Source organism: Alishewanella agri BL06 (assembly GCF_000272005.1).
GTDB lineage: Bacteria > Pseudomonadota > Gammaproteobacteria > Enterobacterales > Alteromonadaceae > Alishewanella > Alishewanella agri.
Genome location: NZ_AKKU01000011.1, coordinates 26714 through 51031, shown reverse-complemented (window position 1 = coordinate 51031; position 24318 = coordinate 26714). Strand labels below are relative to the sequence as shown.

Sequence of the window (24318 nt, the reverse complement as noted above, 5' to 3'; positions counted from 1 at the left end):
CTAAAAACGGAAGCAAGTGAATGAGGTTGTCTAAAAGTTTTTTTCGCAAACTGGTTGTGAGTACTGCAGCACTCTTTATGGCTGCCAGTGTCATGGCGCAGCAACCCAGCGCAGCACAAATCGAACAGTTCAAAGCGTTACCTAAAGCTCAGCAAGAGGCCCTTGCCAAGCAATATGGTATTGATATTTCTCAACTTGGTAATGTTGGTGCTGCAGATCGCTTACAAGACGAAGCCGTAATGCCGTTAAAGCAAGGAAATGACAGACAGCCAAGTTTCACCGAACGGGTTTCAACAACTCGCCCAGAGGGTTTGCAGCGCTTTGGTGCAAACCTGTTCGATGCGAACGTTAGCACTTTTGCGCCCGTAGCTAATGCACCGGTCCCAGAAAATTATCGATTGGGGCCAGACGACACCCTTTTACTACAGCTGTATGGCAAGCAAAACGATAATCTTGAGTTGGTGGTAAACCGCGAAGGTAATGTTAATTTGCCTGATCTAGGCCCTGTTAACGTTGCGGGCTTAACCTTTTTGCAAGCCAGTAACTTAATTCGTACCCGCTTAACTGAAGCGAATATTGGCTTGCAAGCAGCCGTTACCATGGGTCAGCTTCGCACCATTAATATTTTTGTCGCAGGCGAGGCGAAAAACCCAGGTATGTACGCGGTGTCGGCGCTTACTTCGGTAACTCAAGCCTTGTTTGTTAGTGGTGGTGTTTCAGAAATCGGTAGCCTGCGTAACATACGTGTTACCCGTAACGGGCAAATCGTTAGCACCTTCGATTTATACGACCTGCTGTTAAATGGCCAGAATAAAAACGACATACTGCTGCAGCATGGCGATGTTCTTTTTATTAGCCCAGTCGGTAAAGTTGTTACCATTGAAGGGGAAGTACGACGCCCTGCACATTATGAGTTGGCTGCAGATGACAACCTGTCAACACTGGTTAAAATGGCAGGTGGCCTGCAGCCCGGAGCGCAAACTAATGCATTATCACTGCAACGAGCCACCGCAGCAGGCCGGGAGTTGTTAACTATTGACTTTAATAATAGCCAACAACAACAGTTAAATTTAGTAACCGGTGACCGTATTCTGGTGCCAGAGCAACCAAACCGGATTCATGAGCAAATTACGTTGGCAGGTGCGGTTGCCCGTCCTGGGCATGTAGCTTGGCGGTCAGGTTTACATTTGCACCAGGTTATTTCTAATAGTTGGTCCGATTTACTCAACACAACAGATACCGACTACGCACTGTTAATTCGTAAACAGAATATCCGGGGCGACGTTGTTGTTATGCAGTTTAACCTGGCAGAGGCGTTGGCCTACAATCAACAAACGCCGGCGAAGCCGGTGCTGCTGCAGCCTCAGGATATTGTTGTCGTTTTTAACCAAGCTAATGCAAGTTATCAGCGTGAAAGCCTAAATGCCTTTATTCGTCGTGGTGTGCAAGAACATCTGGCTCAACTGGCTAACAATACACTTTTATCGGGCGATATCGCGGCAAATAATTTCCGTAATATCGAAGCGCGTACCGCTGTAATCGGTGCGTCACAGTTCGCAACCGAGTCACAAGACGTATCAGCTGAGAGTATCATTGAAAACTTTGTGGCGAACATGCTTAGCCAAATATATGTAGACTCTAAATATATTGAATTTTCCAAGCATTTGACCCGAAGGGAACTATTGTTTCCATTGCTGCAGCAACTACGTAAGCAAAGTAATAATCTACAGGCTATTCCAGTAGTGTCTATTAGTGGTGATGTTAAAGTGCCGGGCGAATACCCGTTAACAAGTAATGCATCTGTTAGTGCCTTACTGATTGCGGCAGGCGGGCTAACAAACTCCGCTTATTTAAATCGGGCCGAGCTAAGCCGTTTTTCTGGTCAGCAAGTACAGCAAAGTGGTATGACTCAACAAAATATCAATATCAATCTTGCTGAAATGCTAAATAACCCAGAAGCAGATCTTGCATTGCAAAGCCGCGATAGGCTTAACGTATTGTCTATTCCGGACTGGTCAAAAGTTCGCCTGGTAAACTTGCAAGGTGAAGTTAAGTTTCCGGGAACTTATCAAGTAATAAAAGGTGAAAAGCTATCAGACGTTATTCAGCGTGCCGGTGGTTTTACCGAGAATGCGTATCCATATGGTGCGGTATTTACACGTAACAATATTAAAGAACGCGAGAAACAACAAGCCGAACGCTTGCTGGCACAATTAAAAGCCGATATCGCGAGTAAAGCCTTAACCAATACCAATGCACTGGGTGCGGCAGCTTCGCCACCACTGGCTCTGATTAACGAATTGCAAACCATTGAACCGGTGGGGCGTCTGGTAATCGATTTAGAACAAATTATGCTAGGTCGAGCCGATTTTGATATAGAAATGGAAGACGGTGACGCTCTCTTTGTTCCTCGTACGCAGAACTCAGTAACGGTAATGGGCGAAGTTCAGCATCCTGGCTCCCATCGTTTCCGTGCCGGCATGAGTGTAAATGACTATCTGGCTCTTGCCGGAGGTTCACGCAAACGTGCCGACGAAAAACGGGTATTTGTAATCCGTGCCGACGGCTCGGTTATGGTTCCAACTCAGAATCGCTGGTTCGGTACAGCTAACAACGACTTAAAACCGGGCGATACCATTATTATGCCACTGGATACCGAATATAAGGATGGCCTGAGTATGTGGGCACAGGTAACGCAGATTTTCTACCAAACTGCGGTGGCAATTGCGGCACTAAATTCATTCTAATCATTATGGCTTAGCAGCTGTCTCTGGTGTGCGAGTAGCACTGGAGGCCGAAACTACTAACAAGGACCCTTATGTCTGAACAACTAACACAACCGAATTCTCAGGTTGCAGACGATGAAATCGATTTACGTGAGCTTTTTAGAGCGTTGTGGCAAGGCAAGTGGATTATTATTGTAACTACCTTACTGTTTTCGGTAGCAGCTGTGTTTTATGCTTTAAGTCTACCTAATGTTTATAAAAGTGAAGTTACATTAGCACCAGTAGCTGAAGATGCCGGCTTAAAAATTCCAGGTCAATTAGGTGGTTTAGCTGCGCTGGCAGGGGTTAATTTAGGCGGTTTGGGCGGTGGCGACAAAACCGGTTTAGCAATGGAGATCCTTAAATCCCGCGAGTTTATCGGCCGTTTTATTGAGCAAAACGATTTGTATTTACCTATTATGGCCGCAGAAGGATGGAACCGTACAAATGATAAACTTCTATTAGACCCTAAAATTTACGATGAGCAAACTCAGCAATGGGTTCGCAAGGTTAATGCTCCGTTCCAACCCAAGCCAAGTACACTGGAAACAGTTGAAGAGTTTAAAAAACTATTTTCAGTAAACCAAGATAAAACGTCCGGCATGGTAAAGTTAAGTGTTGAACATTTCTCACCTTATTTAGCAAAAAACTGGGCAGATAGCATAGTAAAAGCAATTAATGAAGAGATGCGTACCCGTGAGCTAGCTGAAGCGGAACGTAGTATTGCATATCTAAACAGCCAAATTGCGCAAACAAACCTTGCGGATGTTCGCACCATGTTGTACTCGCTGATCGAAGAGCAAACGAAAACCGTGATGCTAGCCAATGTGCGTGATGAATATGTTTTCAAAACTGTGGATCCGGCTGTAGTAGCAGAAAAAAAATCTAAGCCTGCTAGAGCTCTAATTTGCATTTTAGCGGCTATGTTAGGTTTTATGCTAAGCGCATTAATTGTTTTAGTACGTTATTTTAGTCGAAAGTAATTGAATCTGGATTAACAAATGTTGAAATTGAATGATGCACATATCGCCATTATTGGCTTGGGTTATGTTGGTTTACCGCTTGCGGTTGAATTTGGTAAGCACTATCAAACTTTGGGTTTTGATATTAACCAGGCTCGCATCAGTGAGTTGAAGCGGGGCGAGGATCATACCTTAGAAGTGAGTAGAGGCGAACTCGCTTTAGCAAGCAGGCTGAGCTACAGCAACGAAATATCTGATTTACGCCGTGCTAATATTTTTATTGTTACGGTACCAACGCCGATAGATGAACATCGTCAACCTGATTTGACTCCATTGGTAAAGGCGTCGGAAACCTTAGGTGAGGTTATTAAACCTGGCGATGTGGTTATCTATGAATCTACAGTTTATCCCGGTGCCACTGAAGAAGATTGTATTCCTGTCATAGAGCGGGTATCAGGCCTAAAATATAACGTGGATTTTTTTGCAGGTTACAGCCCTGAGCGGATAAACCCGGGTGACAAAGAACATCGTGTTACTACTATTAAAAAGGTGACGTCAGGTTCAACTCCTGAAATTGCAGAGTTGGTAGATAACCTTTACCGCAGCATCATTACGGCAGGCACCTATAAAGCCAGCTCTATTCGAGTGGCGGAGGCTGCCAAAGTTATTGAAAATACCCAGCGTGATTTAAATATTGCCCTGATAAACGAACTGGCAGTTATTTTCAACAAGCTTGGAATTGATACTGAAGAGGTTTTATTAGCCGCGGGTACTAAATGGAATTTCCTGCCCTTTCGCCCGGGCTTAGTTGGTGGACATTGTATAGGCGTGGACCCATATTATTTAACTCATAAAGCTCAAGCGATAGGCTACCACCCTGAAGTCATCCTTGCCGGTCGCCGTATTAATGACAGTATGGGCCGTTATGTCGTTGGTGAGCTGGTTAAAGCAATGATTAAGCGTCGTATTCACGTTGCAGGTGCTAAAGTACTGGTGATGGGTTTAACTTTTAAAGAAAACTGCCCAGATATTCGAAACACTAAGGTGGTTGATATTCTGGCTGAGCTAAAAGACTTTGGCGTTGATGCTGACGTCTTTGACCCTTGGGTAAATAGCGAGGAAGCCATGCATGAATATGGTATCACACCGCTTAATCGGCCAGAGACCGGGGCATACGACGCAGTAATACTGGCTGTAGGGCATAAAGAGTTTCGCGAAATGGGTGCTGCTGGTATCAAAGCGCTGACTAAGAAGGAGAGTGTACTTTATGATTTGAAGTATGTTTTACCGGCAGAGTCAGTTGATATGCGTCTTTAAAGGGTTATTGGTTCATGTATTACGATAAAATTAAGCAGCAGCTGCTTGGGGCTCCTAAAGTCTGGCTAATTACTGGTGTAGCAGGCTTTATAGGGTCAAATCTTCTTGAAACTCTATTGAAATTAAATCAGAAAGTTGTTGGTTTAGACAACTTTGCTACAGGTTATCAGCACAACCTGGATGAAGTTAAAAGCTTGGTCAGCACGGAGCAGTGGTCTCGTTTTAGCTTTATTAAAGGTGATATTCGTAATCTTGAAGATTGCCAGAAAGCGGTCGAAGGCGTTGATTACGTATTACATCAAGCTGCATTAGGTTCTGTTCCACGATCCATTGCCGACCCTATTACATCAAATGCTGCTAACATTACCGGCTTCTTAAATATTCTTGTTGCTGCTCGAGATGCAGCTGTGAAAAGTTTTACCTATGCAGCCAGTAGCTCAACTTATGGGGACCATCCAGCACTTCCTAAGGTAGAAGAGAATATCGGTAATCCGCTGTCGCCCTATGCGGTTACCAAGTATGTAAACGAACTTTATGCAAACGTTTTTGCTCGCAGCTATGGGTTTAAATGTATAGGTCTTCGGTATTTTAATGTATTTGGTAAGCGGCAAGATCCAAATGGTGCTTATGCAGCGGTAATCCCCAAATGGACAGCTGCAATGATTAACGGCGATGATGTCTACATAAATGGCGATGGCGAAACCAGTCGCGATTTCTGTTTTATCGAAAACACAGTTCAAGCCAATATTTTGGCAGCAACAGCTCCTGATAATGCAAAAGATCAAGTGTATAACGTTGCAGTAGGTGACAGAACAACACTAAATGATTTGTTCCGTTCGATAAAACAAGCATTAGAAACCAACGGTATTGTTGTTTCTAAGTCTCCGGTTTATCGAGAGTTTCGTGCTGGCGATGTACGACATTCTCAAGCAGATGTCAGCAAGGCTAAAATGCTCCTGCAGTTTGAGCCGACTCATGTCATTAAGCACGGTATTACGGCTGCAATGCCGTGGTACATAAATTTTATGAGTAAATAAGATGAAATTGTTAGTAACAGGCGGTGCGGGATTTATTGGTTCAGCCGTTGTACGTCACATAATTAAAAATACCAACAACTCGGTAGTGAACGTTGATAAATTGACCTATGCGGGCAATCTCAATTCGGTTGCCGACGTAGCACATGATGAGCGATATGTTTTCGAAAAAGCTGATATTTGCAATGCGGAGGCAATGGACTCACTGTTTGCTAAACATCAACCTGATGCCATAATGCATTTAGCGGCCGAGAGTCATGTGGATAGGTCTATTGATGGTCCTGCGGCTTTCATTGAAACCAATATTATTGGCACTTATACACTGTTGGAAGCATCTCGAAATTATTGGAGAGCCTTACCAGACGAACGCAAACAGTCATTCAGATTTCATCATATCTCTACGGATGAAGTGTATGGCGATTTACACGGTACAGATGATTTGTTTACTGAGTCTACTCCTTATGCGCCCAGCAGTCCTTATTCTGCCAGTAAAGCCAGCTCAGATCATTTAGTACGCGCCTGGTGCCGTACTTATGGCTTGCCTGTTATTGTAACTAATTGTTCAAATAACTATGGTCCTTACCATTTCCCAGAAAAACTGATTCCATTAATTATTCTAAATGCATTAGCCGGGAAGCCATTGCCAGTGTATGGAGAGGGGAATCAGGTCCGCGATTGGCTGTATGTAGACGACCATGCTCGTGCACTCTATAAGGTTGTTACAGAGGGTACAGTTGGTGAGACTTATAATATTGGTGGCCATAACGAAAAACAGAACATTGAGGTTGTTAAGACCATCTGTAAAATTTTGGAAGAGCTATTACCCGTTCAACATTCAACACTGAATATTCCAAGCTACGAGAGTTTAATTACTCACGTGAAAGATCGACCGGGGCATGACCTGCGCTACGCTATAGATGCGAGTAAAATTGAGCGAGAACTTGGCTGGAGACCGGAAGAGACGTTTGAAACAGGGTTGAGGAAGACAGTAAAATGGTACTTGGATAATAAAAGTTGGTGGCAATCTGTCCTGGATGGTAGTTATAAATTAGAGCGCTTAGGGAAGGGAATTTAGCGTATGAAAGGTATTGTACTAGCCGGAGGCTCTGGTACCCGGCTTTATCCTATAACGAGAGGCGTTTCTAAACAGCTATTACCTGTTTATGATAAACCAATGATCTATTATCCATTGTCAGTATTAATGCTAGCTGGCATTCGAGATATTCTCATCATTACTACACCCGAGGACCAACCAGGTTTTCAGCGTTTGTTGGGGGATGGGAGTGATTTTGGTATAAATCTAAGTTATGCAATTCAGCCAAGCCCCGATGGCCTCGCCCAAGCTTTCTTAATAGGGGAGCGGTTTATTGGTAACGACAGTGTTTGTTTAGTTCTTGGCGATAACATTTTCTATGGTCAGGGTTTTAGCCCCAAGTTAAAACAAGCGTCATCCCGTACAACAGGCGCTACGGTCTTTGGATATCAGGTTCGTGACCCCGAACGTTTTGGAGTTGTTGAATTCGATGACAACAAAAAAGCCATATCCATAGAAGAAAAACCGGTAAAACCCAAGTCTAATTATGCTGTTACCGGTCTATATTTTTACGACAATACGGTAATTGATATTGCAAAGAGTATATCGCCCTCAGCTCGAGGCGAGCTAGAGATAACCTGCGTGAATAGAGAATATTTAAAGCAAGGCTCTCTAAATGTTGAGATGTTGGGTCGAGGGTTTGCCTGGTTAGATACCGGTACCTATGACAGCCTACTGGAAGCTTCATCCTTCGTGCAAACAATAGAGCATAGACAGGGTTTCAAAGTTGCAGTTCTTGAAGAGATAGCATATCTGAATGGCTGGCTAACTGCAGATGATATTGTTCGGATATCAAGTACTATGGCAAAAAACAGTTATGGACAATATTTAGCGGAGTTAGTTAAAACAAAATGATACCTGTCAACAAACCCTACCTCCCGGCATTTGATAAATATACACATTATCTTGAGCGCGTATATCAGAGAGCTTGGCTAACAAATAATGGACCTCTTGTACAAGAACTTAAGGTTAGACTTGAAGAATACTTAGGGGTGAAAAATCTACTTCTGGTGGCGAATGGTACTCTCGCTATGCAGCTAGCTTATAAGGTATTTAATCTTAAAGGGAATGCAGTTACGACACCTTTCACTTTTATTGCAACGAGTAGCAGTCTTGCATGGGAAGGCATTGCACCAAATTTTGCTGATATAAACGCAGAAAGTTACAACTTGTGTCCTCATCATGCCGAAAAAGCTATTGATGATTATACGACCGCAATAGTACCGGTGCATGTATATGGTAACCCCTGCGATGTTGATGCTTTTCAGGCGCTCAGTGCAAAGAAAGATCTCAAAGTCATTTATGACGCAGCTCATGCATTCGGCGTTAATGTCAATGGTACCAGCGTACTTAATTATGGCGATGCGTCAACACTCAGTTTTCATGCAACAAAAGTTTTTCACACCGTTGAAGGAGGCGCTGTAATTTTTAAGAACAGTGACGACTATGAACGAGCGTTGTTGATGACCAACTTTGGTATTGATACAAAAACCATGAACATAAATGATAGCGGTATAAATACCAAAATGAGTGAGGTTCATGCTGCTATGGGGCTAGCAGTTCTTGATGACATTGACAACATAATCTCTCATAGAAAAGCACTCTTTGTTGAGTACTGTGCACAATTAAAGGATATTGTCACCCAGCCAAGTTGGCATAATCAGTCAACGTTGAATGGTGCATACATGCCGGTTACGTTCTCAAGTAAAGAAGAATGTACAGCCGTTTTAAAAGGTTTGGCCGATAGCGGAATTATAGCAAGACGTTACTTCAACCCTTCTATCAATACGATTGAACATTATAGAATGCAGAAGTTTGCGAGATGTGAAGTTTCAGAAAGCTATGCAGAGCGTACATTGTGCTTACCTTTATATTTTGACATGAACGATAATGAAGTCCATGCAGTGGTTACAGGTGTAAAGAAGGCTTTGTATGCCGATTCTATCTGATAACGAGCTAAAAGAGTTAGGCTTCAGAAAAGTCGGTAAGAATGTCCGTATTTCTACGAAGGCGAGCATTTTTAATGCTAAGAATGTCTCCATTGGCGACAATGTAAGAATCGATGATTTTGTTGTCATATCTGCAGGGGATGGCGGAGTAGACATAGGCAGTCATATTCATATTGCTGTTTACACCAGTTTAATTGGCAAAGCGCCAATAGTGATTAAAGATTTCGCTAATCTATCTTCACGAGTTTCGATATATAGCTCTAGTGATGATTACTCAGGCGAAACTATGACAAATCCATGTATTCCTGACAAATACAAGAATGTCGAAAATGAAGCCGTTACGTTAGAAAGACACGTAATTGTTGGGTGTGGCAGTGTGATTTTGCCTGGCTCTACATTAGCAGATGGCGTTGCAATTGGCGCTCTAAGTGTCGTAAAAGGTCATTGTAAACCATGGTCGATATTTGCAGGTACACCTTTAAAATATATTAAAGAAAGAAAAAAAAATTTACTCGAGCTTGAAAAGTTATTTGTCGACTTACTTTGTCAATAAATTTTGAAGTAACTTTGCATGTAAAGCACAGTAACCTAACTAGTATAAATTCTTGAAATCAATATCTCTAAATAAAAATATATTTGTGTCATATATCAGTCAGGCATATGTTGTTTTGCTGGGGATAATGATATTACCTTTTTACATAACGTGGCTCGGTGCTGAAGCTTATGGCCTTATCGGTTTCTTTGCGATGCTGCAGGCGATTTTTGGCCTTCTTGATCTAGGGCTCACCCCAACAATAAGCCGTGAGACAGCAAGATATCGCGCGGGAGTTCTAAGTGAATTAATTTACACTCAGTTGTTTCGGACAATGAATCTGATTTTCTCATCGATAGCGGTGTTGGGGGGCGGGGCACTTTACTATCTATCAGAGAGTATTGCCAGTAATTGGCTAAGTATCGAGAATCTCAATCCTTCCGAAGTTGTCATTGCCATAAAGATTATGGCGGTTTGTACTGCTTTGAGATGGATGACGGGATTATACAGAGGTGTGGTAATAGGCGGAGAGCTACTAGTCTGGCTTGGCGGCTTTAATATTATTATCGCCACAATGAGATTTCTATTAGTATTTCCAGTAATGTGGTTTTTTGGTGCGAATGTTACAGTTTTCTTTGCATATCAATTGCTAGTAGCGATAACAGAATTTGTTGCACTACTTTTAAAAGCATTATCGCAAACTCCCAGGTTGCCCAAAAAATTATCAGAAAGTCTTTCTTGGTCTCTAAAGCCTCTAGCACCGATTATTTCATTTTCGATGAGTATTGCCCTAACCTCAGGCTTGTGGGTGATCGTCACCCAAACCGACAAGCTTATTATGTCAAAACTATTGACACTTGAGCACTATGGCTATTTTACGCTTGCTGTTCTTGTCGCTAACGGAATAATGATGATTGCAGGACCCATTAGTGGTGCGATAATGCCGAGAATGGCAAGACTCGAAGCCGAAGGTAAAAGAGACGAATTGCTAAAAATTTATAGCTCCGCAACACGCCTTGTTTGCCTGTTAGCGGGTTGCTCAGGTATTATATTAATTGCTTTTGCAGAAAAAATTCTTTTTGTATGGACTGCAGATTTACATATTGCAACGACGGCGTCTTCAACGCTTAAATTGTATGCTGCTGGATATTTAATGCTAGTAATAGCCGCTTTCCCATATTATCTACAATATGCGTTAGGGAATCTCAAGTTACATGTTCTGGGAAGTTTACTATTTGTTAGCTGTTTGCTGCCGCTGTTATATTTCTTTACAAAAAACTTTGGTATGACTGGTGCTGGCATTGCATGGGTAATTACAAATGCAGTGTATTTTCTTTTTTGGACTGGCATTGTTCATAACAAATATTTGGAAAAATTCCATTTCTCATGGCTGGCTTTCGATGTCTTTAAAGTATTAGCTGTCCCAGCTGCCTTGGCGTTGTTATTTACATTTTCGGCGAATAGCGAATCAAGGACAACAATGTTCATTGAATTGAGTCTTATATCGATAACCATTTTCTTTCTAACAGCGTTGAGTTTAAACGAGTTTAGAAGGAAGTTGAAAGCTATTGTAGGTATTAATGAGTAGTTTTAAGCCTAAGGTTTCGGTTTGTATCGTAACTTATAATCAATCTCAGTATATTGCGGAATGTTTAGACAGTGTTGTTTCACAAAAGACTAATTTCGATTTTGAAGTCATTATTAGCGATGATTGCTCTACTGATGGCACTGCTAAAATTATAGAGCACTACACGAAGAAATATAGTTTTTTGAAGCTAGTGCCCAGGGAAAATAACATTGGTGCCTTTAAAAATTTTATAGAGACTCATAATCTAGCAACGGGAGAATATGTGTGTCATCTTGATGGAGATGATCGTTGGTTACCCGGAAAACTGCAAGCCCAAAGTGACTTTATGGACACTAACCCAGATTTCAGTGTGTGTTGGACCAGAGCTAATTTCTTTAACGACTCTGGCGGTTTTTACCCTGGTGAGAAATATGATTATTCAATGTTTGAAGATGGTATTATAACTTTTGAGTCTAGTTTGCAACTAGGGGCAGTTGCTAACCACAGCAGTATAATGTATCGAAAAGTCTGTAGGAAAACGAAGGATAGTAGTCTGAAATTACTTGATTTGTATTATACATGGGAATATCTATCCTTAGGTAAAGGAATGATACTCGACAAAGTGTATATAGAGTATAGAGTGTCTGCTAAAGGTGCGATAACAGTAAGTTCTAGCGTTAAAATTAAGAAATTATATGCGGCGCACGCTTTAACTTTTTTAAAAATGTTCCCGTCGAAGCGGAAGGAAATATTTATTTTTTCGCTTCTTAATTTTTTTTATGACATAAAGAATTTTAGGTCAAGTTCATTTGATTTCTTTATCTTGTGTCTGAAAAGCTTTTCTTTAGTGTCCCCTAGAAGAGTTTATTCAGTATTTGTTAGTTCACGAAAGTTGATTGTTCCCCGTTTGGAATATGATGATTGAATATTTTTTATATTTACTTTTTCTTTCTCTGTTAAAAGGTTTTCCATTTGCAAGGTTTGTCTGTCTAATTTTCTAAAATTCTTAATCGCATTTATCACATAACAATTTGAAATTTTGAATTTTATTTTTTAATTTTTTGTTTACTAACCGTTATTCTATAGCTTAAAATATTCTCGATTTATTAACTGATTGGTTGAGTAATGCCATATATAAACAGCCTTAAAAGTAATGATTCTACTGCGGTGTTTAGTGCTGTAATTGTATTTTTTGTTTTGCTTTTTTATATACTTAATACTACATTTAGTGTTTACTCGGTTCGGTTGCCTGTTGCTTATTTTGCGCTGATTCTTGGGTTTTTTTTAGCATTTATCAAATACCCTCTTACGTCTTGTAATGTTTTGGTTTCTCGCGAATCTTTGACTGTAATTTTTTTTATTTTGTTTTTTTTGATATATGCATCTTTTATTGAAATTGTTGCTGGCCTTTCAGGTGGTCTTTTTTATTTTTCAATTATTTTGATTAACATTTTGGTTTGTACGCTTTTTTGCTTTGTTTTTTGCGTTTTTTTACTTAAGCAGTTTTTTGATATTAATAATATTTTTAAAATCGTTCTTTACATTGCATTATTCAATTCTATTATTATAATAGCTTCTTTTTTTATTTCTGAGTTAAGATTGTTTGTAGAATCGTTTCTTTACCATCAGGAACGATCAAACATTGATTACTTGAATGTTGACTGGCGGTTAAGAGGTATCGCTGCTGCCGGTGGTGCAAGTTTGTCAATTTTTCTTGCTTTTTCGGTCATGTGCGCAATTATTTGTAATAAAGCAAAATTACTAAGCTCTAGCATTTGTCTTGCTTATATTGTAGTTATCATATTTGCTCAGTTCTTCGTGGCTCGGACAGGGCTTATTTTAAGTTTAGTAATGTTTTCATATTGGCTTATTGCAGAGCTGCTTAGATTTAGAACAGGTTTTTATCTGGTTTTAATAATATTGTGTTTTGTACTTATTTCATCTTTTTCGGCTTTCTATAATGAATTGTCGTCGATTTTGCCATTTGCCTTAGAGTTATTTTATAATTTTTTTTCGGGTGAAGGCTTTGAAACAGGATCAACAAACGATTTATTTGAAATGCTAGTTTTTCCTGAACATCCTGCATATTTGCTTTTTGGATTCGGATGCTTTGAAAATTGTCAATTTTATCGAAGCGATTCAGGTTATCTCAAGTCTATATCGGCAGTTGGTATTATTTTATCTGTTGTGATTTATTTTTTATTCTTTTATTTTTTATTTTTTAAAGTGTCAAGATTAATTTTTTTTGGTAAGTTTTATTGGAATTTATTCCTCATTCTTTTGTTCCTCTCGGAAGTTAAAGAGCCTTTCATTTATCAAAATTATCTAGGCAGAGTTATTATACTTCTAGTCTGTTTTTATTATGTAAACCAGTTTTTAACTAGAGAACGCCATGCGGATTTATCACGTGATTACAAGTCTTGATTTAGGTGGAGCTGAGATCACCTTAAAGAAACTTCTCCTTAACAATAAATACCGTGTTAATGCTAAAGTTATAGTGTTAAACGAAATTGGAGTTGTGGGTGAAGAGCTTATTAAATCCGGTGTCGAAGTCATTTCCCTTCCCGTGAATAACTTGTTTAGACTTCCAATAGTACTATATAAATTATCAAAATTTTTTAGAGAAGAAGATCCTGATATAGTTCACACATGGCTATATCATGCTGATCTGATTGGCGGTATTGCAGCTAGGATGGCAGGTATAAAAAATGTAATATGGAGTATTCGAACAACCCGATTAAAAAAGGGCTCTTATGCGACAGCTGTTGTCCGATTTTTTTTATCTGGCTTGTCTTACGTAATACCAAAAAGAATTGTCTGCGTGGCTGAAGCTTCTTTGGAGTTCCACCGCCAGTTGGGTTATTCAAGAAGTAAGTTTGTTGTTATTGGTAATGGATTTGCAATACCACCTAATGTTGTAGATTTTGAAGATAGGAAAAAATTTTTAACAGAGCTTAATATTAAACCCGGCGAAAAAGTTATCGGCTCTGTTGGGCGCTTTAGTTCAGACAAAGGGCAGGATCTTTTTGTTAAAGCTGCAGGTTTGTTGCTGGAACGATATAGTAATCTAAAGTTTATTATGGTTGGTCGGGGGAATGATACTGGAAATATTGAGCTTGTTCAGTTGATTGAGTCTACAGGTTTTCCCTCAAATTTTATATTGCTCGGGGAGCAATCAAATGTTGGCAGACACTATGCGCTTATGGATGTTTTTTGTTTACATTCCAGAACCGAGGGGTTCCCTAATGTGCTTGGGGAAGCAATGATGCATCAAATACCCTGTGTTGCTACACGAGCAGGTGATGCTGAGCGAATTCTAGGTAGCACAGGTATCGTTGTCGACGGTTTTGAACCAGAAAGTATTGCAAAGGCACTCAGTACAATGTTGGATTATTCTCATGAGAAGCGTATTGAGTTAGGTTGTATGGCAAGAGCCAGAATGATAAATGAGTACAGCTTTGATAGTGTAGTTGTTAAATACATGAATTTATATAAATCTTTAGTCTCGGATTCTTAATATGTGTGGTTTTGCTGGATATTGGTCATTTGGAAGAACAACAGTTGCTGACAATGAAGCGTTACTTCATCGGATGGGTGATGTAATCATCACTAGGGGCCCTGACAGCTCGGGAATCTTTTTTGATGCGGCTGATGCTATAGGTTTTACTCATCGCCGTTTGGCTATCGTGGATCTTTCCGAAGCTGGGCATCAACCAATGCGTTCACAGAGCGGCAGATATGTGATCGCATTTAATGGTGAAATTTATAATCATAACGAGTTAAGACGCGAGCTCGAGCAAACAGTTGCAGTTAGTTGGTCTGGTCATTCAGATACTGAGACTCTGTTAGTCGCAATCGAAAGATGGGGGCTCAAGCTCACCCTGCAAAAAGCGACGGGTATGTTTGCGCTATCACTTTGGGATAGTCAACGCAAGGAACTTTATTTAGCCAGAGATCGTTTTGGCGAGAAACCACTTTACTATTGTTTAAATCAAGGTTCACTAATCTTTGGTTCACAACTGAGTTCGTTGCGCGAGCATCCAGAGTTTTCTGCAGAAATTGAGCGTGATTCAATCGCTTTGTTACTTCGGCACAACTACATACCGGCACCTTATTCAATTTATAAAGGTGTTTTTAAATTACTGCCGGGCACAATAGTGTCATTTAGAGGCGATGCTGGCAGCACTTACGAGGAGTATTGGTCTGCTAGAGACGTAATTTTAAATGCTCTTGCAAACCAATCAGAAGGTGACGTTACAGCGCAATTGGATGAAATTGAGAAGTGTCTGTCAAAAGCCGTTTCTGGACAGATGCTCGCTGATGTACCGTTAGGAGCATTTCTATCCGGTGGAATTGACTCTTCCTTAATCGTAGCTTTAATGCAGAAACAGTCGGATAAACCTGTCAAGACATTTTCTATTGGTTTTGATGACGAGCGCTTTAACGAAGCTAAGTTTGCTAAAGAAGTTGCCACTCATCTGGGGACTGAGCATACAGAGCTTTACGTTACAGCACGGGATGCGCTTGCAGTTATCCCTGAACTCCCGGCAATTTTTGACGAACCATTCTCAGACTCTTCTCAAATTCCCACTTATTTAGTATCGAAAATTGCAAAGCAGCATGTCACAGTCTCATTATCCGGTGATGCTGGAGACGAACTCTTCTGTGGCTATAATCGTTATATGCTTACCGCTAATACATGGGGAAAGTTGAATAGACTCCCGGTGTTTTTACGTAAGGTTCTTTCTCGTCTGCTTTTATTAGTACCTGTTAAAGCCTGGGACTTTATTGGAAGAATACTCCCCAAGAGATACACACTTCGTAATTTGGGAGACAAGTTACACAAAGCTGCTGCAGTGATTACGTCAAAAGACATTAACGAACTATATTTACGACTCGTTTCTCACTGGCAGAGCCCTCAAGAGGTAGTTTTAGGTAGTAAGGAACCGCTTACCGCACTGACTGACCCAGAACGAAGAATTGTGGTTGACGATCCAATATTACAAATGATGGCTTTGGACACCGTAACTTACCTTCCTGACGATATTCTTGTAAAAGTTGACCGATCTGCAATGGCGGTATCTCTTGAGACCAGGGTGCCATTTTTAGATCACAACGTTTTTGAGTTAGCCTGGAAAACGCCTCTATCGATTAAATTAAAAAGTGGCCAATCCAAATGGTGCCTTCGACAGATTCTTTACAAGTACGTTCCTAAGGAATTGATTGAAAGACCTAAAATGGGTTTTGCAGTTCCATTGGATAGCTGGTTACGAGGCCCCTTATTGGAGTGGGCTGAGAACTTGCTTAATCATGAACGTCTGGTGTCGGAGGGATTTTTTGACGCTAATATAATTAGTAGCATGTGGCAAGAACATAAATCCGGTAAAAGAAATTGGCAGTACCAACTTTGGGATATATTAATGTTTCAGGCTTGGTTCGAGAAGTACCATAAATGAAAGCGAAGATACTTTTCGTCGTAAACGTAGATTGGTTCTTTGTTTCGCATCGTTTGCCTATAGCTGTTGCAGCAAAAGAGGCGGGTTATGAGGTTCACGTCGCGTGTCAGTTCACAGATAAAGCAGATGTATTGGTATCCTCTGGTTTCGTAGTGCATGAGTTAAAGCTAGAGCGAAGTGGAACCTCAATTGTTGCAGAGCTCAAAACGTTATTTTCCATATGGAGATTAATTAGTAAGCTTAAACCATCGCTGATTCATATGGTTACTATAAAGCCCGTGTTGTACGCTGGTATCGCTTCGCGTTTTTTTCGCGTAGCCAGGGTGGCATCGATTTCAGGTCTGGGTTTTGTGTTCATCGCTGAAGGCTTTAAAGCTAAGTTGTTGCGTTTTTTTATTAGTTTACTGTACCGCTTTGCACTCAGAAATTCGGCAACGAGGGTTATCTTTCAAAATAATACAGATAAGCAGTTGTTTATTTCTCAAAAAATCATTGAAGAAAATGCGGCGGTTACAATCCGTGGCTCGGGAGTTAACCTAAATAATTACGTGATTAGTGAGGAGCCAGCGGGGGCGCCGGTTTTTCTGTTACTTGCCAGACTTTTAGTTGACAAGGGCGTCTTAGAATTTGTTGAAGCTGCGAAGTTGCTTAAAGCCCGAGGCTTGGATTGTCGTATGGTATTGGTTGGTGATACTGATGAAAATCCAAAGTCAGTTACTAAGCAACAAATTGATAGTTGGGTCTCTGACGGTTTAGTCGAGTATTGGGGCTATTCTAAAGATGTTAATTCAACCTACGCTAACTGTCATGTTGCTGTGCTGCCAAGTTATCGCGAGGGGCTACCGAAATCACTCATTGAAGCTGCAGCTTGTGGGCGAGCAGTGATTACTACAGATGTGCCGGGATGTCGTGATGCTATTACTCCTGACGAAACGGGTTTGCTTGTCGAAGTCAAAAATGCAGAACAACTCGCTGATGCGATCGAAAAACTGAGTGTTAATAAGCATTTGCGCCTGAAGCTGGGCCTTAACGGCCGGCGATTGGCAGAGGCTGAGTTTGATATCAACACAGTAGTGGGCATCCATCTGAAGCTTTATCAGGAATTATTGGGGCGTTAAATTGCTTAAGGATGTAATTTTAATTACCGGTCACACTGGTTTCGTTGGATCGGCCCTGGTGGCCGCGCTATCCGGAAGCCAATTAAGACTCGTCGGGCGTCGTCACATAGCGGGGCAGCCAGGACAGTTTTTTCAGAAAGAGCTTACTACTACTGAAGACTACTCCGACTGCCTGGCCGGCGTTTCGGTCGTCATTCATGCAGCTGCGCGTGTACATGTGATGGATGATACGGCTGCAGACCCGCTGGCAGCATACCGTGAGGTCAACGTTGCCGGAACTCTTAATCTGGCTCGTCAAGCCGCAGCGTCCGGCGTAAAGCGTTTTATTTTTATTAGTACGATTAAAGTGAACGGTGAAGCAACGCTCCCAGAGCAGCCGTTTACTGCGCATGATTTAAGCAAAGCAACTGATCCTTACGGGATCTCCAAAGCGGAAGCCGAAGCTGCTTTAAAAAGATTATGTTCGGACACCGGAATGGAGTTTGTAATAATTCGTCCTCCGCTGGTATATGGTCCGGGAGTAAAAGCAAATTTTGCTGCGATGCTACGTCTCGCAAAAAGGAACTTGCCGCTGCCCCTAGGAGCTATTCGTAACCAGCGAAGTATGGTCGCGCTCAGCAATCTGGTCGACCTGATAAAAGTTTGTATTGATCATCCCAAAGCTGCCAATCAAACATTTTTAGTGAGTGATGACCGTGACCTGTCAACCACCGAGCTGTTACAGCTAATGGTTCGAGCCTATGGAAAAACTCCCAGACTTATCCCAGTGCCTGAGAGTTGGTTTAGACTGGCTGGTAAACTTACGGGTAAGCAAGCTATTGTTGATAGGTTGTGTGGCAATTTACAGGTAGATATTAGCCATACAAAAGAGACTCTCGGCTGGAAGCCGCCGATTACGGTGGAAGAGGGGATTAGGCGGTGCTTTAATAATGTTGAATGTTGAATGTTGAATGTTGAATGTTGAATGTTGAATGTTGAATTTCTTTTTTATTTCCTTTTGAGGTTATATGTTAATTAGGTTGTTGGATATTATTTTTGCCTTTTGTGGCTTAGTGGTAGGGTTTCCTGTGCTGGTTATTTTAACCATTATTGGTTTGTTTGACACAGGCTCACCAATATTCCGGCAAGTTAGAGTTGGGCGTAATAAAAAGCCGTTTACGCTGGTTAAGTTTCGTACTATGAAAAAAGATACTGCTTCGGTTGCTAGCCATCTTGCTAGTGCCAGCGCCATCACTCCCTTTGGTAGTTTTTTACGCAAAACCAAGTTAGATGAATTACCTCAGCTTTGGAATGTATTTTGGGGCGATATGAGCTTAGTTGGTCCAAGGCCGGGTTTATTTAACCAGGAAGAACTCACAGCAGCGCGGGACAAAAAAGGTATTTTTAATGCTCGCCCTGGTATTACGGGTTTAGCGCAGGTAAATGAAATTGATATGTCTACGCCAGAGCTGCTGGCTGAAACCGATGCCAAGATGTTAGAAAATTTAACCTTAGCAAATTATTTTAAATATATCTTTATGACCGTTGCTGGTAAAGGCAGTGGTGATCGTATTAAGAGGTAACAAGGATGAAACGCCAATATTTCGGTACCGATGGTGTACGCGGTAAGGTCGGTACCTTTCCGATGACGGCAGACTTTGCCATGAAGTTAGGTTGGGCTGCCGGTAAAGTGCTTGGCGCAGCTGGCACCAAAGAAGTGTTAATTGGTAAAGATACCCGTGCCAGTGGGTATATGTTGGAATCAGCATTGGAAGCTGGTTTATCGGCTGCTGGGGTGAATATTGCTTTGGCCGGCCCTTTGCCTACGCCGGCGGTAGCCTATTTAACCTCTACCTTTCGGGCCGATGCCGGGGTAGTGATTAGTGCCTCGCATAATCCCTATTATGATAACGGCATTAAGTTTTTCTCCAACAGCGGTACCAAGCTTACCGATCAGCAAGAGTCAGAAATAGAGGCCTTGCTGGAGCATGCTTTGCAATATGGTATTGATTACGCCAGTAGCGAAAGGCTGGGTAAAGCACGGCGTATTGATGATGCCTCTGGCCGTTATATTGAGTTTTGTAAAGGCACTTTCCCTAATAGCTTAACCCTGGCCGGACTGAAAATTGTGGTGGATTGTGCCAACGGTGCTGCCTATAAAGTAGCGCCAGCAGTATTCCGCGAGCTGGGCGCCGAGGTAGTAGCCATTCACGACCATCCAGATGGTATTAATATAAATTCCCATTGTGGCGCCACCCATCTCGACAGCCTGGCCACGGCTGTTGTGGCGCAACAGGCGCATTTAGGCCTGGCGCTTGACGGTGATGCCGATCGCATTATGTTAGTTGACCATAATGGTGTTGTGGTCGATGGCGATGAAATTCTGTATATGCTGGCCAGCACTGCTAAACAAAATGGCACCTTACAAGGTGGTGTAGTAGGCACCCAAATGGCTAACCTGGGATTGGAGCTGGCGTTAAAGGCGCTGGATATTCCTTTCGTCAGAGCCAAAGTAGGCGACCGCTATGTGCTAGAGCAGCTAAAAGCTCATAATTGGGTGATTGGCGGCGAGAACTCCGGTCATATTTTATTGCTGGATAAAGTAAGCACCGGCGATGCCATTGTAGCGGCTTTACAGGTATTGGTTGCGATGCTGCAAAGCGGCAAACCACTGGCCGAATTTAAGCTGGGTATGCAAAAGCTGCCGCAAGTGCTGATTAACGTGCGGGTAGAAGGTGAGGCCGCTGCAGTACTGCAATCTGACGCTGTTAAACAAGCAGTAAGTGCGGCAGAGCAACAATTAGCCGACAATGGCCGGGTATTACTACGAAAATCCGGCACTGAGCCGCTTATTCGGGTAATGGTGGAGGCTGCTGATGCTGTTCTTTGCCGGCAGATGGCGGAGATGATTGCTTACGCTGTTAAAAGTTGAACTATTATTGTGTTTTAACTTTTTTGTAATAAAGCGGAGACAAGGATGTCAAAGTTTACTTGCTCACCTCGTATAATTCATCACGGAGCAGTCGACGGTGTTACCGGTTCCTGCCATGAGTATTTGATAACACCAGACTACGCCGTGCTAATCGACTGCGGCTTATTTCAGGGGGACGAGCAGGGCAGCGGCAGCAAAGCTAATCTTGCAATCAACTTTCCCATCTCTCATATCCGCGCTCTTATTGTTACCCATGTCCATATCGATCATGTCGGAAGAATTCCTTATTTGCTGGCGGCCGGTTTTACCGGCCCTATTTTTTGCTCTGAAGCCTCAGCTCATTTGTTACCTTTAGTACTGGAAGATGCACTTAAAGTTGGGGTAACGCGCGACGAGCAGCTGATTAACGGCTTTTTGCGTACCATTGCCCGCCAGATTGTGCCCTGTAAGTTTAACGCCTGGGTTGAGTTCCCTGCTTTTAACGGTATTAAGGCACACTTCAGGCTAAAAAAAGCCGGGCATATTCTGGGCTCTGCCTATGTTGAAATTAAACATTGGGTTGCCGGCAAACCTTTTTTAACGGTGTTTTCCGGTGATCTGGGGGCGCCATATTCCCCCTTATTACCCGCACCAAAACCGCCTTATGCTGCTGATATTGTGGTAATTGAAAGTACCTATGGTGATAAGTTGCACGATAACCGGCGGGATAGGATTAAGCGCTTAGAGCAAGCATTGCTGCATTCGTTGCAGGATAACGGCACTGTGTTGTTTCCGGCTTTTAGCATCGGCCGTACTCAGGAGTTGCTATACGAGCTGGAAACGTTAATTCATCGGTTACGTGGCAAAAAAATTCACCAGCATTTAGGCTGGGATGAGCTGACCGTCATTGTAGATTCACCTTTGGCCGCTAAATTTAATGTGGCTTACCAACAACTGGCCGCATGCTGGGATGACGAAGCACTAAAACGCTTGCAGGAAGGTCGCCACCCGCTAAATTTTAGCCAGCTGTATACTATTGATAGCCACGCAGAACATTTGGCTGCGGTAAATTTACTTAGCAGTACCCGTAAACCGGCTATCGTTATTGCCGCCAGTGGTATGTGTGAGGGTGGCAGAGTGGTAAATTATCTGAAGGCTATGCTGGGTGACCCGGTGCATCAGGTAGTATTTGTAGGTTATCAAGCGCGTGGTACGCTTGGTGCGGCGATCCAGCAATATGGCCCGCGAGGTGGTTATGTTAATATTGACGGCCAGCGTATTGATATTAAGGCAGAAGTGTTAACATTAAGCGGCTATTCTGCCCATGCCGACCAGCAAGGGTTAACTCGCTTTATAAAAGGTATGCGCAAACGGCCAAAGCAAGTGCGGATTGTGCATGGTGATGTCGATGCGAAGAAAGCTCTGCAAACTGCTTTGGCTGCTTATGCGGATAAAGTGGTGATTGCGGAATGATGGGTTTTGAATGTTGAGTGTTGAGGGGTATTGCTATGCGGCTAACTGAACCACAACAGCAAATTATCAGGCAAGTGTTGTTAAAGCATTTTGGTCAGAACTCTGAGTTACGTTTGTTTGGTTCAAGGGTCGATGATAACGCCAGAGGTGGTGATATTGATCTCTACATTGAACCGGAAATCTGTTCTGTCGACGAGATCGTTGAGGCTAAGCTCAATGCTCTTGTTGATCTTCACCGTGCTCTGGGTGATCAAAAAATCGATCTTGTGGTTAACCGTAAAGCCGGAACAGTATTACCCATTTATAAAATTGCTAAAGAGACGGGTGTTCCGTTATGAATAAGGCTGTTTTTCAGGGAATAATTGATGTATGTAAAGTACATGCTGAGCGTTTGCGCTGGTCCATGTCGCATTTAGCTGAAAAAAAACCTTTTACGGCCGATAGTCTGGCGCAACTGACCGAGATCGAACTGGCAATATTTGATCAATTTATTGTGCGCTTTTCTAAATTGCAGGATGTAATGGGCGCTAAGCTTTTACCAGCGGTGCTTGAATTGACTCATGAAGAAGGTGAACTTAACACCTTTATAGATAAATTGAACAGACTTGAGAAAATTGGTGCGCTGAGTTCAGTTGATCAGTGGCTAAAACTTAGGGAAATGCGCAACCAATTTGCACACGACTACCCCGACGATCCTGAAATTCAAAGTACCTTACTTAATAGAGCTTTTGTTATGGCAGAAGAGTTGTTAAAAGTACTTGATCATGTCATTCATTTTTCTGCAAGGTATGGTGTTTTAAAGGGAGCTTTATGAAAGTCACAGTATTCGGTATTGGTTATGTTGGTCTGGTGCAGGCGGCGGTGTTGGCCGAGGTGGGGCATCAGGTGCTTTGTGTCGATGTGAATGCAGATCGGGTTGAGAATCTGAAGAAAGGCATCATCCCTATTTATGAGCCTGGTCTTACGCCCCTTGTTGAAAAGCATTTTGCCAGTGGTTACCTGAATTTTACGACGGATGCGCAGGCTGGTGTAGAGCATGGTGAAGTGCAGTTTATTGCAGTGGGTACACCACCTGATGAAGATGGCTCTGCCGATTTGCAGTATGTGTTGGCGGTTGCCAGAACGATTGCCACTTATATGCAGGCGCCGAAAGTAATTATCGATAAATCCACGGTACCTGTCGGTACGGCCGACAAAGTCAAAGCAACCATTGCTTCAGTGCTGGCGCAGCGTGAGCAAGCCATTAATTTTGACGTGGTTTCTAACCCCGAATTTTTAAAAGAAGGTGCAGCAGTAAATGACTGTATGCGTCCGGATCGGATTATCGTTGGCACTTATGATGATCGACCAAAAGATCTCATGCGGGAGCTATACGAGCCGTTCAACCGTAATCACGATAAGATGATTTTTATGGATGTGCGTTCGGCCGAACTCACCAAGTACGCCGCCAACTGCATGCTGGCGACAAAAATCTCTTTTATGAATGAAATGGCGAATCTCGCCGAATTACTTGGCGCGGATATCGAGGCAGTGCGAAAAGGCATAGGTTCAGACCCCCGTATTGGTTACCACTTTATTTATCCGGGTTGTGGCTATGGTGGCTCTTGTTTCCCTAAAGATGTGCAGGCATTGATTCGCTCATCTGAACAAATGGGCTATACACCAAGGGTGTTGCAGGCGGTTGAAGCGGTTAACAACAAACAGAAATTTAAATTGCCAGAATTACTTAAACAGCATTTTGCAGGCGATCTCGCCGGTAAAACTATCGCAATCTGGGGCCTTAGCTTTAAACCAAACACTGATGATATGCGGGAAGCCAGTAGCCGCGTATTAATGGAAGAAATGTGGCACGCGGGGGCTAAAGTTCAGGCTTATGATCCGGAAGCGATGGAAGAAACGCAGCGTATCTATGGCGTTCGCGATGATTTAACGCTGGTTGGCACCAAAGAGGCCGCGTTAAAAGGTGCTGATGCGCTGGTGATTTGTACTGAGTGGCAACAATTCCGCGCCCCCGATTTTGAGCTGATTAAAGCGCAATTAAAGCAACCGGTAATTTTTGATGGCCGTAATCTGTACGAACCAAAGCGCTTAGCGCTCCGTGGTTTTACCTACTATGCTATCGGTCGTGGTGATTCTGTTCGGAATCCGGCGTAGGGAACCGC

21 protein-coding genes are annotated in these 24318 nt (G+C 42.4%); all 21 read left to right on the top strand.

Going from position 1 to position 24318, the window contains the following annotated elements:
- Positions 1-20 precede the first annotated feature (20 nt).
- The 21 genes from AGRI_RS04755 (at position 21) to AGRI_RS04655 (ending at position 24310) form a co-directional block, all read left to right on the top strand.
- A complete protein-coding gene (locus AGRI_RS04755; protein ID WP_008983865.1) occupies positions 21-2747 on the top strand; it encodes a polysaccharide biosynthesis/export family protein in 2727 nt (908 codons plus the stop codon).
- Positions 2748-2818: 71 nt separating this feature from the next.
- Positions 2819-3748 carry a Wzz/FepE/Etk N-terminal domain-containing protein gene (locus AGRI_RS04750; protein ID WP_008983864.1) on the top strand — a complete coding sequence of 310 codons (930 nt, stop codon included), beginning with the start codon at positions 2819-2821 and terminating at the stop codon, positions 3746-3748.
- A gap of 18 nt (positions 3749-3766) precedes the next feature.
- Positions 3767-5044 carry a Vi polysaccharide biosynthesis UDP-N-acetylglucosamine C-6 dehydrogenase TviB gene (gene tviB / locus AGRI_RS04745; RefSeq protein WP_156808356.1) on the top strand — a complete coding sequence of 426 codons (1278 nt, stop codon included), beginning with the start codon at positions 3767-3769 and terminating at the stop codon, positions 5042-5044.
- Between the two features lie 14 nt (positions 5045-5058).
- On the top strand, positions 5059-6081 hold the full coding sequence (locus AGRI_RS04740; protein WP_008983862.1) for an NAD-dependent epimerase/dehydratase family protein: 1023 nt from the start codon (positions 5059-5061) through the stop codon (positions 6079-6081).
- Position 6082: 1 nt separating this feature from the next.
- Positions 6083-7153, top strand: coding sequence for a dTDP-glucose 4,6-dehydratase (rfbB, locus tag AGRI_RS04735; protein ID WP_008983861.1), 1071 nt, complete (start codon positions 6083-6085; stop codon positions 7151-7153).
- A 3-nt stretch (positions 7154-7156) separates the two neighbouring features.
- Positions 7157-8026 (top strand): glucose-1-phosphate thymidylyltransferase RfbA, encoded by an 870-nt coding sequence (gene rfbA / locus AGRI_RS04730; protein ID WP_008983860.1) that lies wholly within the window; start codon positions 7157-7159, stop codon positions 8024-8026.
- Positions 8023-9120, top strand: coding sequence for a DegT/DnrJ/EryC1/StrS family aminotransferase (locus AGRI_RS04725; RefSeq protein ID WP_008983859.1), 1098 nt, complete (start codon positions 8023-8025; stop codon positions 9118-9120). Before rfbA ends, AGRI_RS04725 begins: the two co-directional genes overlap by 4 nt.
- On the top strand, positions 9104-9673 hold the full coding sequence (locus AGRI_RS04720; RefSeq protein WP_008983858.1) for an acyltransferase: 570 nt from the start codon (positions 9104-9106) through the stop codon (positions 9671-9673). The genes AGRI_RS04725 and AGRI_RS04720 overlap by 17 nt, the downstream gene beginning before the upstream one ends.
- Positions 9674-9758: 85 nt before the next feature.
- Positions 9759-11240 carry an oligosaccharide flippase family protein gene (locus AGRI_RS04715; RefSeq protein WP_083847135.1) on the top strand — a complete coding sequence of 494 codons (1482 nt, stop codon included), beginning with the start codon at positions 9759-9761 and terminating at the stop codon, positions 11238-11240.
- Positions 11233-12144 carry a glycosyltransferase family 2 protein gene (locus AGRI_RS16175; protein WP_008983856.1) on the top strand — a complete coding sequence of 304 codons (912 nt, stop codon included), beginning with the start codon at positions 11233-11235 and terminating at the stop codon, positions 12142-12144. Before AGRI_RS04715 ends, AGRI_RS16175 begins: the two co-directional genes overlap by 8 nt.
- A gap of 200 nt (positions 12145-12344) precedes the next feature.
- Positions 12345-13643: a hypothetical protein gene (locus tag AGRI_RS04705; protein ID WP_008983855.1), complete on the top strand. Its 1299-nt coding sequence runs from the start codon at positions 12345-12347 to the stop codon at positions 13641-13643.
- On the top strand, positions 13612-14736 hold the full coding sequence (locus tag AGRI_RS04700; protein ID WP_008983854.1) for a glycosyltransferase family 4 protein: 1125 nt from the start codon (positions 13612-13614) through the stop codon (positions 14734-14736). The genes AGRI_RS04705 and AGRI_RS04700 overlap by 32 nt, the downstream gene beginning before the upstream one ends.
- 1 nt (position 14737) lies before the next feature.
- The gene (gene asnB, locus AGRI_RS04695; protein WP_008983853.1) at positions 14738-16675 is read left to right on the top strand and encodes an asparagine synthase (glutamine-hydrolyzing); all 1938 of its coding nucleotides are present in this window, start codon (positions 14738-14740) and stop codon (positions 16673-16675) included.
- Positions 16672-17793, top strand: a complete 1122-nt coding sequence (locus AGRI_RS04690; RefSeq protein ID WP_008983852.1) for a glycosyltransferase family 4 protein — start codon at positions 16672-16674, stop codon at positions 17791-17793. Before asnB ends, AGRI_RS04690 begins: the two co-directional genes overlap by 4 nt.
- Before the next feature lies 1 nt (position 17794).
- Entirely contained in the window at positions 17795-18736 is a 942-nt protein-coding gene (locus AGRI_RS04685) for a UDP-glucose 4-epimerase family protein (RefSeq protein ID WP_008983851.1), read from the top strand.
- A 64-nt stretch (positions 18737-18800) separates the two neighbouring features.
- Positions 18801-19355, top strand: a complete 555-nt coding sequence (locus tag AGRI_RS04680) for a sugar transferase (protein ID WP_008983850.1) — start codon at positions 18801-18803, stop codon at positions 19353-19355.
- A gap of 5 nt (positions 19356-19360) precedes the next feature.
- Complete coding sequence (gene glmM / locus AGRI_RS04675) at positions 19361-20704, top strand: phosphoglucosamine mutase (protein WP_008983849.1); 1344 nt, start codon at positions 19361-19363, stop codon at positions 20702-20704.
- A gap of 45 nt (positions 20705-20749) precedes the next feature.
- Positions 20750-22156: an MBL fold metallo-hydrolase RNA specificity domain-containing protein gene (locus AGRI_RS04670; RefSeq protein WP_040291460.1), complete on the top strand. Its 1407-nt coding sequence runs from the start codon at positions 20750-20752 to the stop codon at positions 22154-22156.
- Between the two features lie 35 nt (positions 22157-22191).
- Positions 22192-22494, top strand: a complete 303-nt coding sequence (locus tag AGRI_RS04665; RefSeq protein ID WP_008983847.1) for a nucleotidyltransferase domain-containing protein — start codon at positions 22192-22194, stop codon at positions 22492-22494.
- Positions 22491-22970 carry a hypothetical protein gene (locus AGRI_RS04660; RefSeq protein ID WP_008983846.1) on the top strand — a complete coding sequence of 160 codons (480 nt, stop codon included), beginning with the start codon at positions 22491-22493 and terminating at the stop codon, positions 22968-22970. The genes AGRI_RS04665 and AGRI_RS04660 overlap by 4 nt, the downstream gene beginning before the upstream one ends.
- Entirely contained in the window at positions 22967-24310 is a 1344-nt protein-coding gene (locus AGRI_RS04655) for a UDP-glucose dehydrogenase family protein (RefSeq protein WP_008983845.1), read from the top strand. Before AGRI_RS04660 ends, AGRI_RS04655 begins: the two co-directional genes overlap by 4 nt.
- Positions 24311-24318 lie beyond the last annotated feature (8 nt).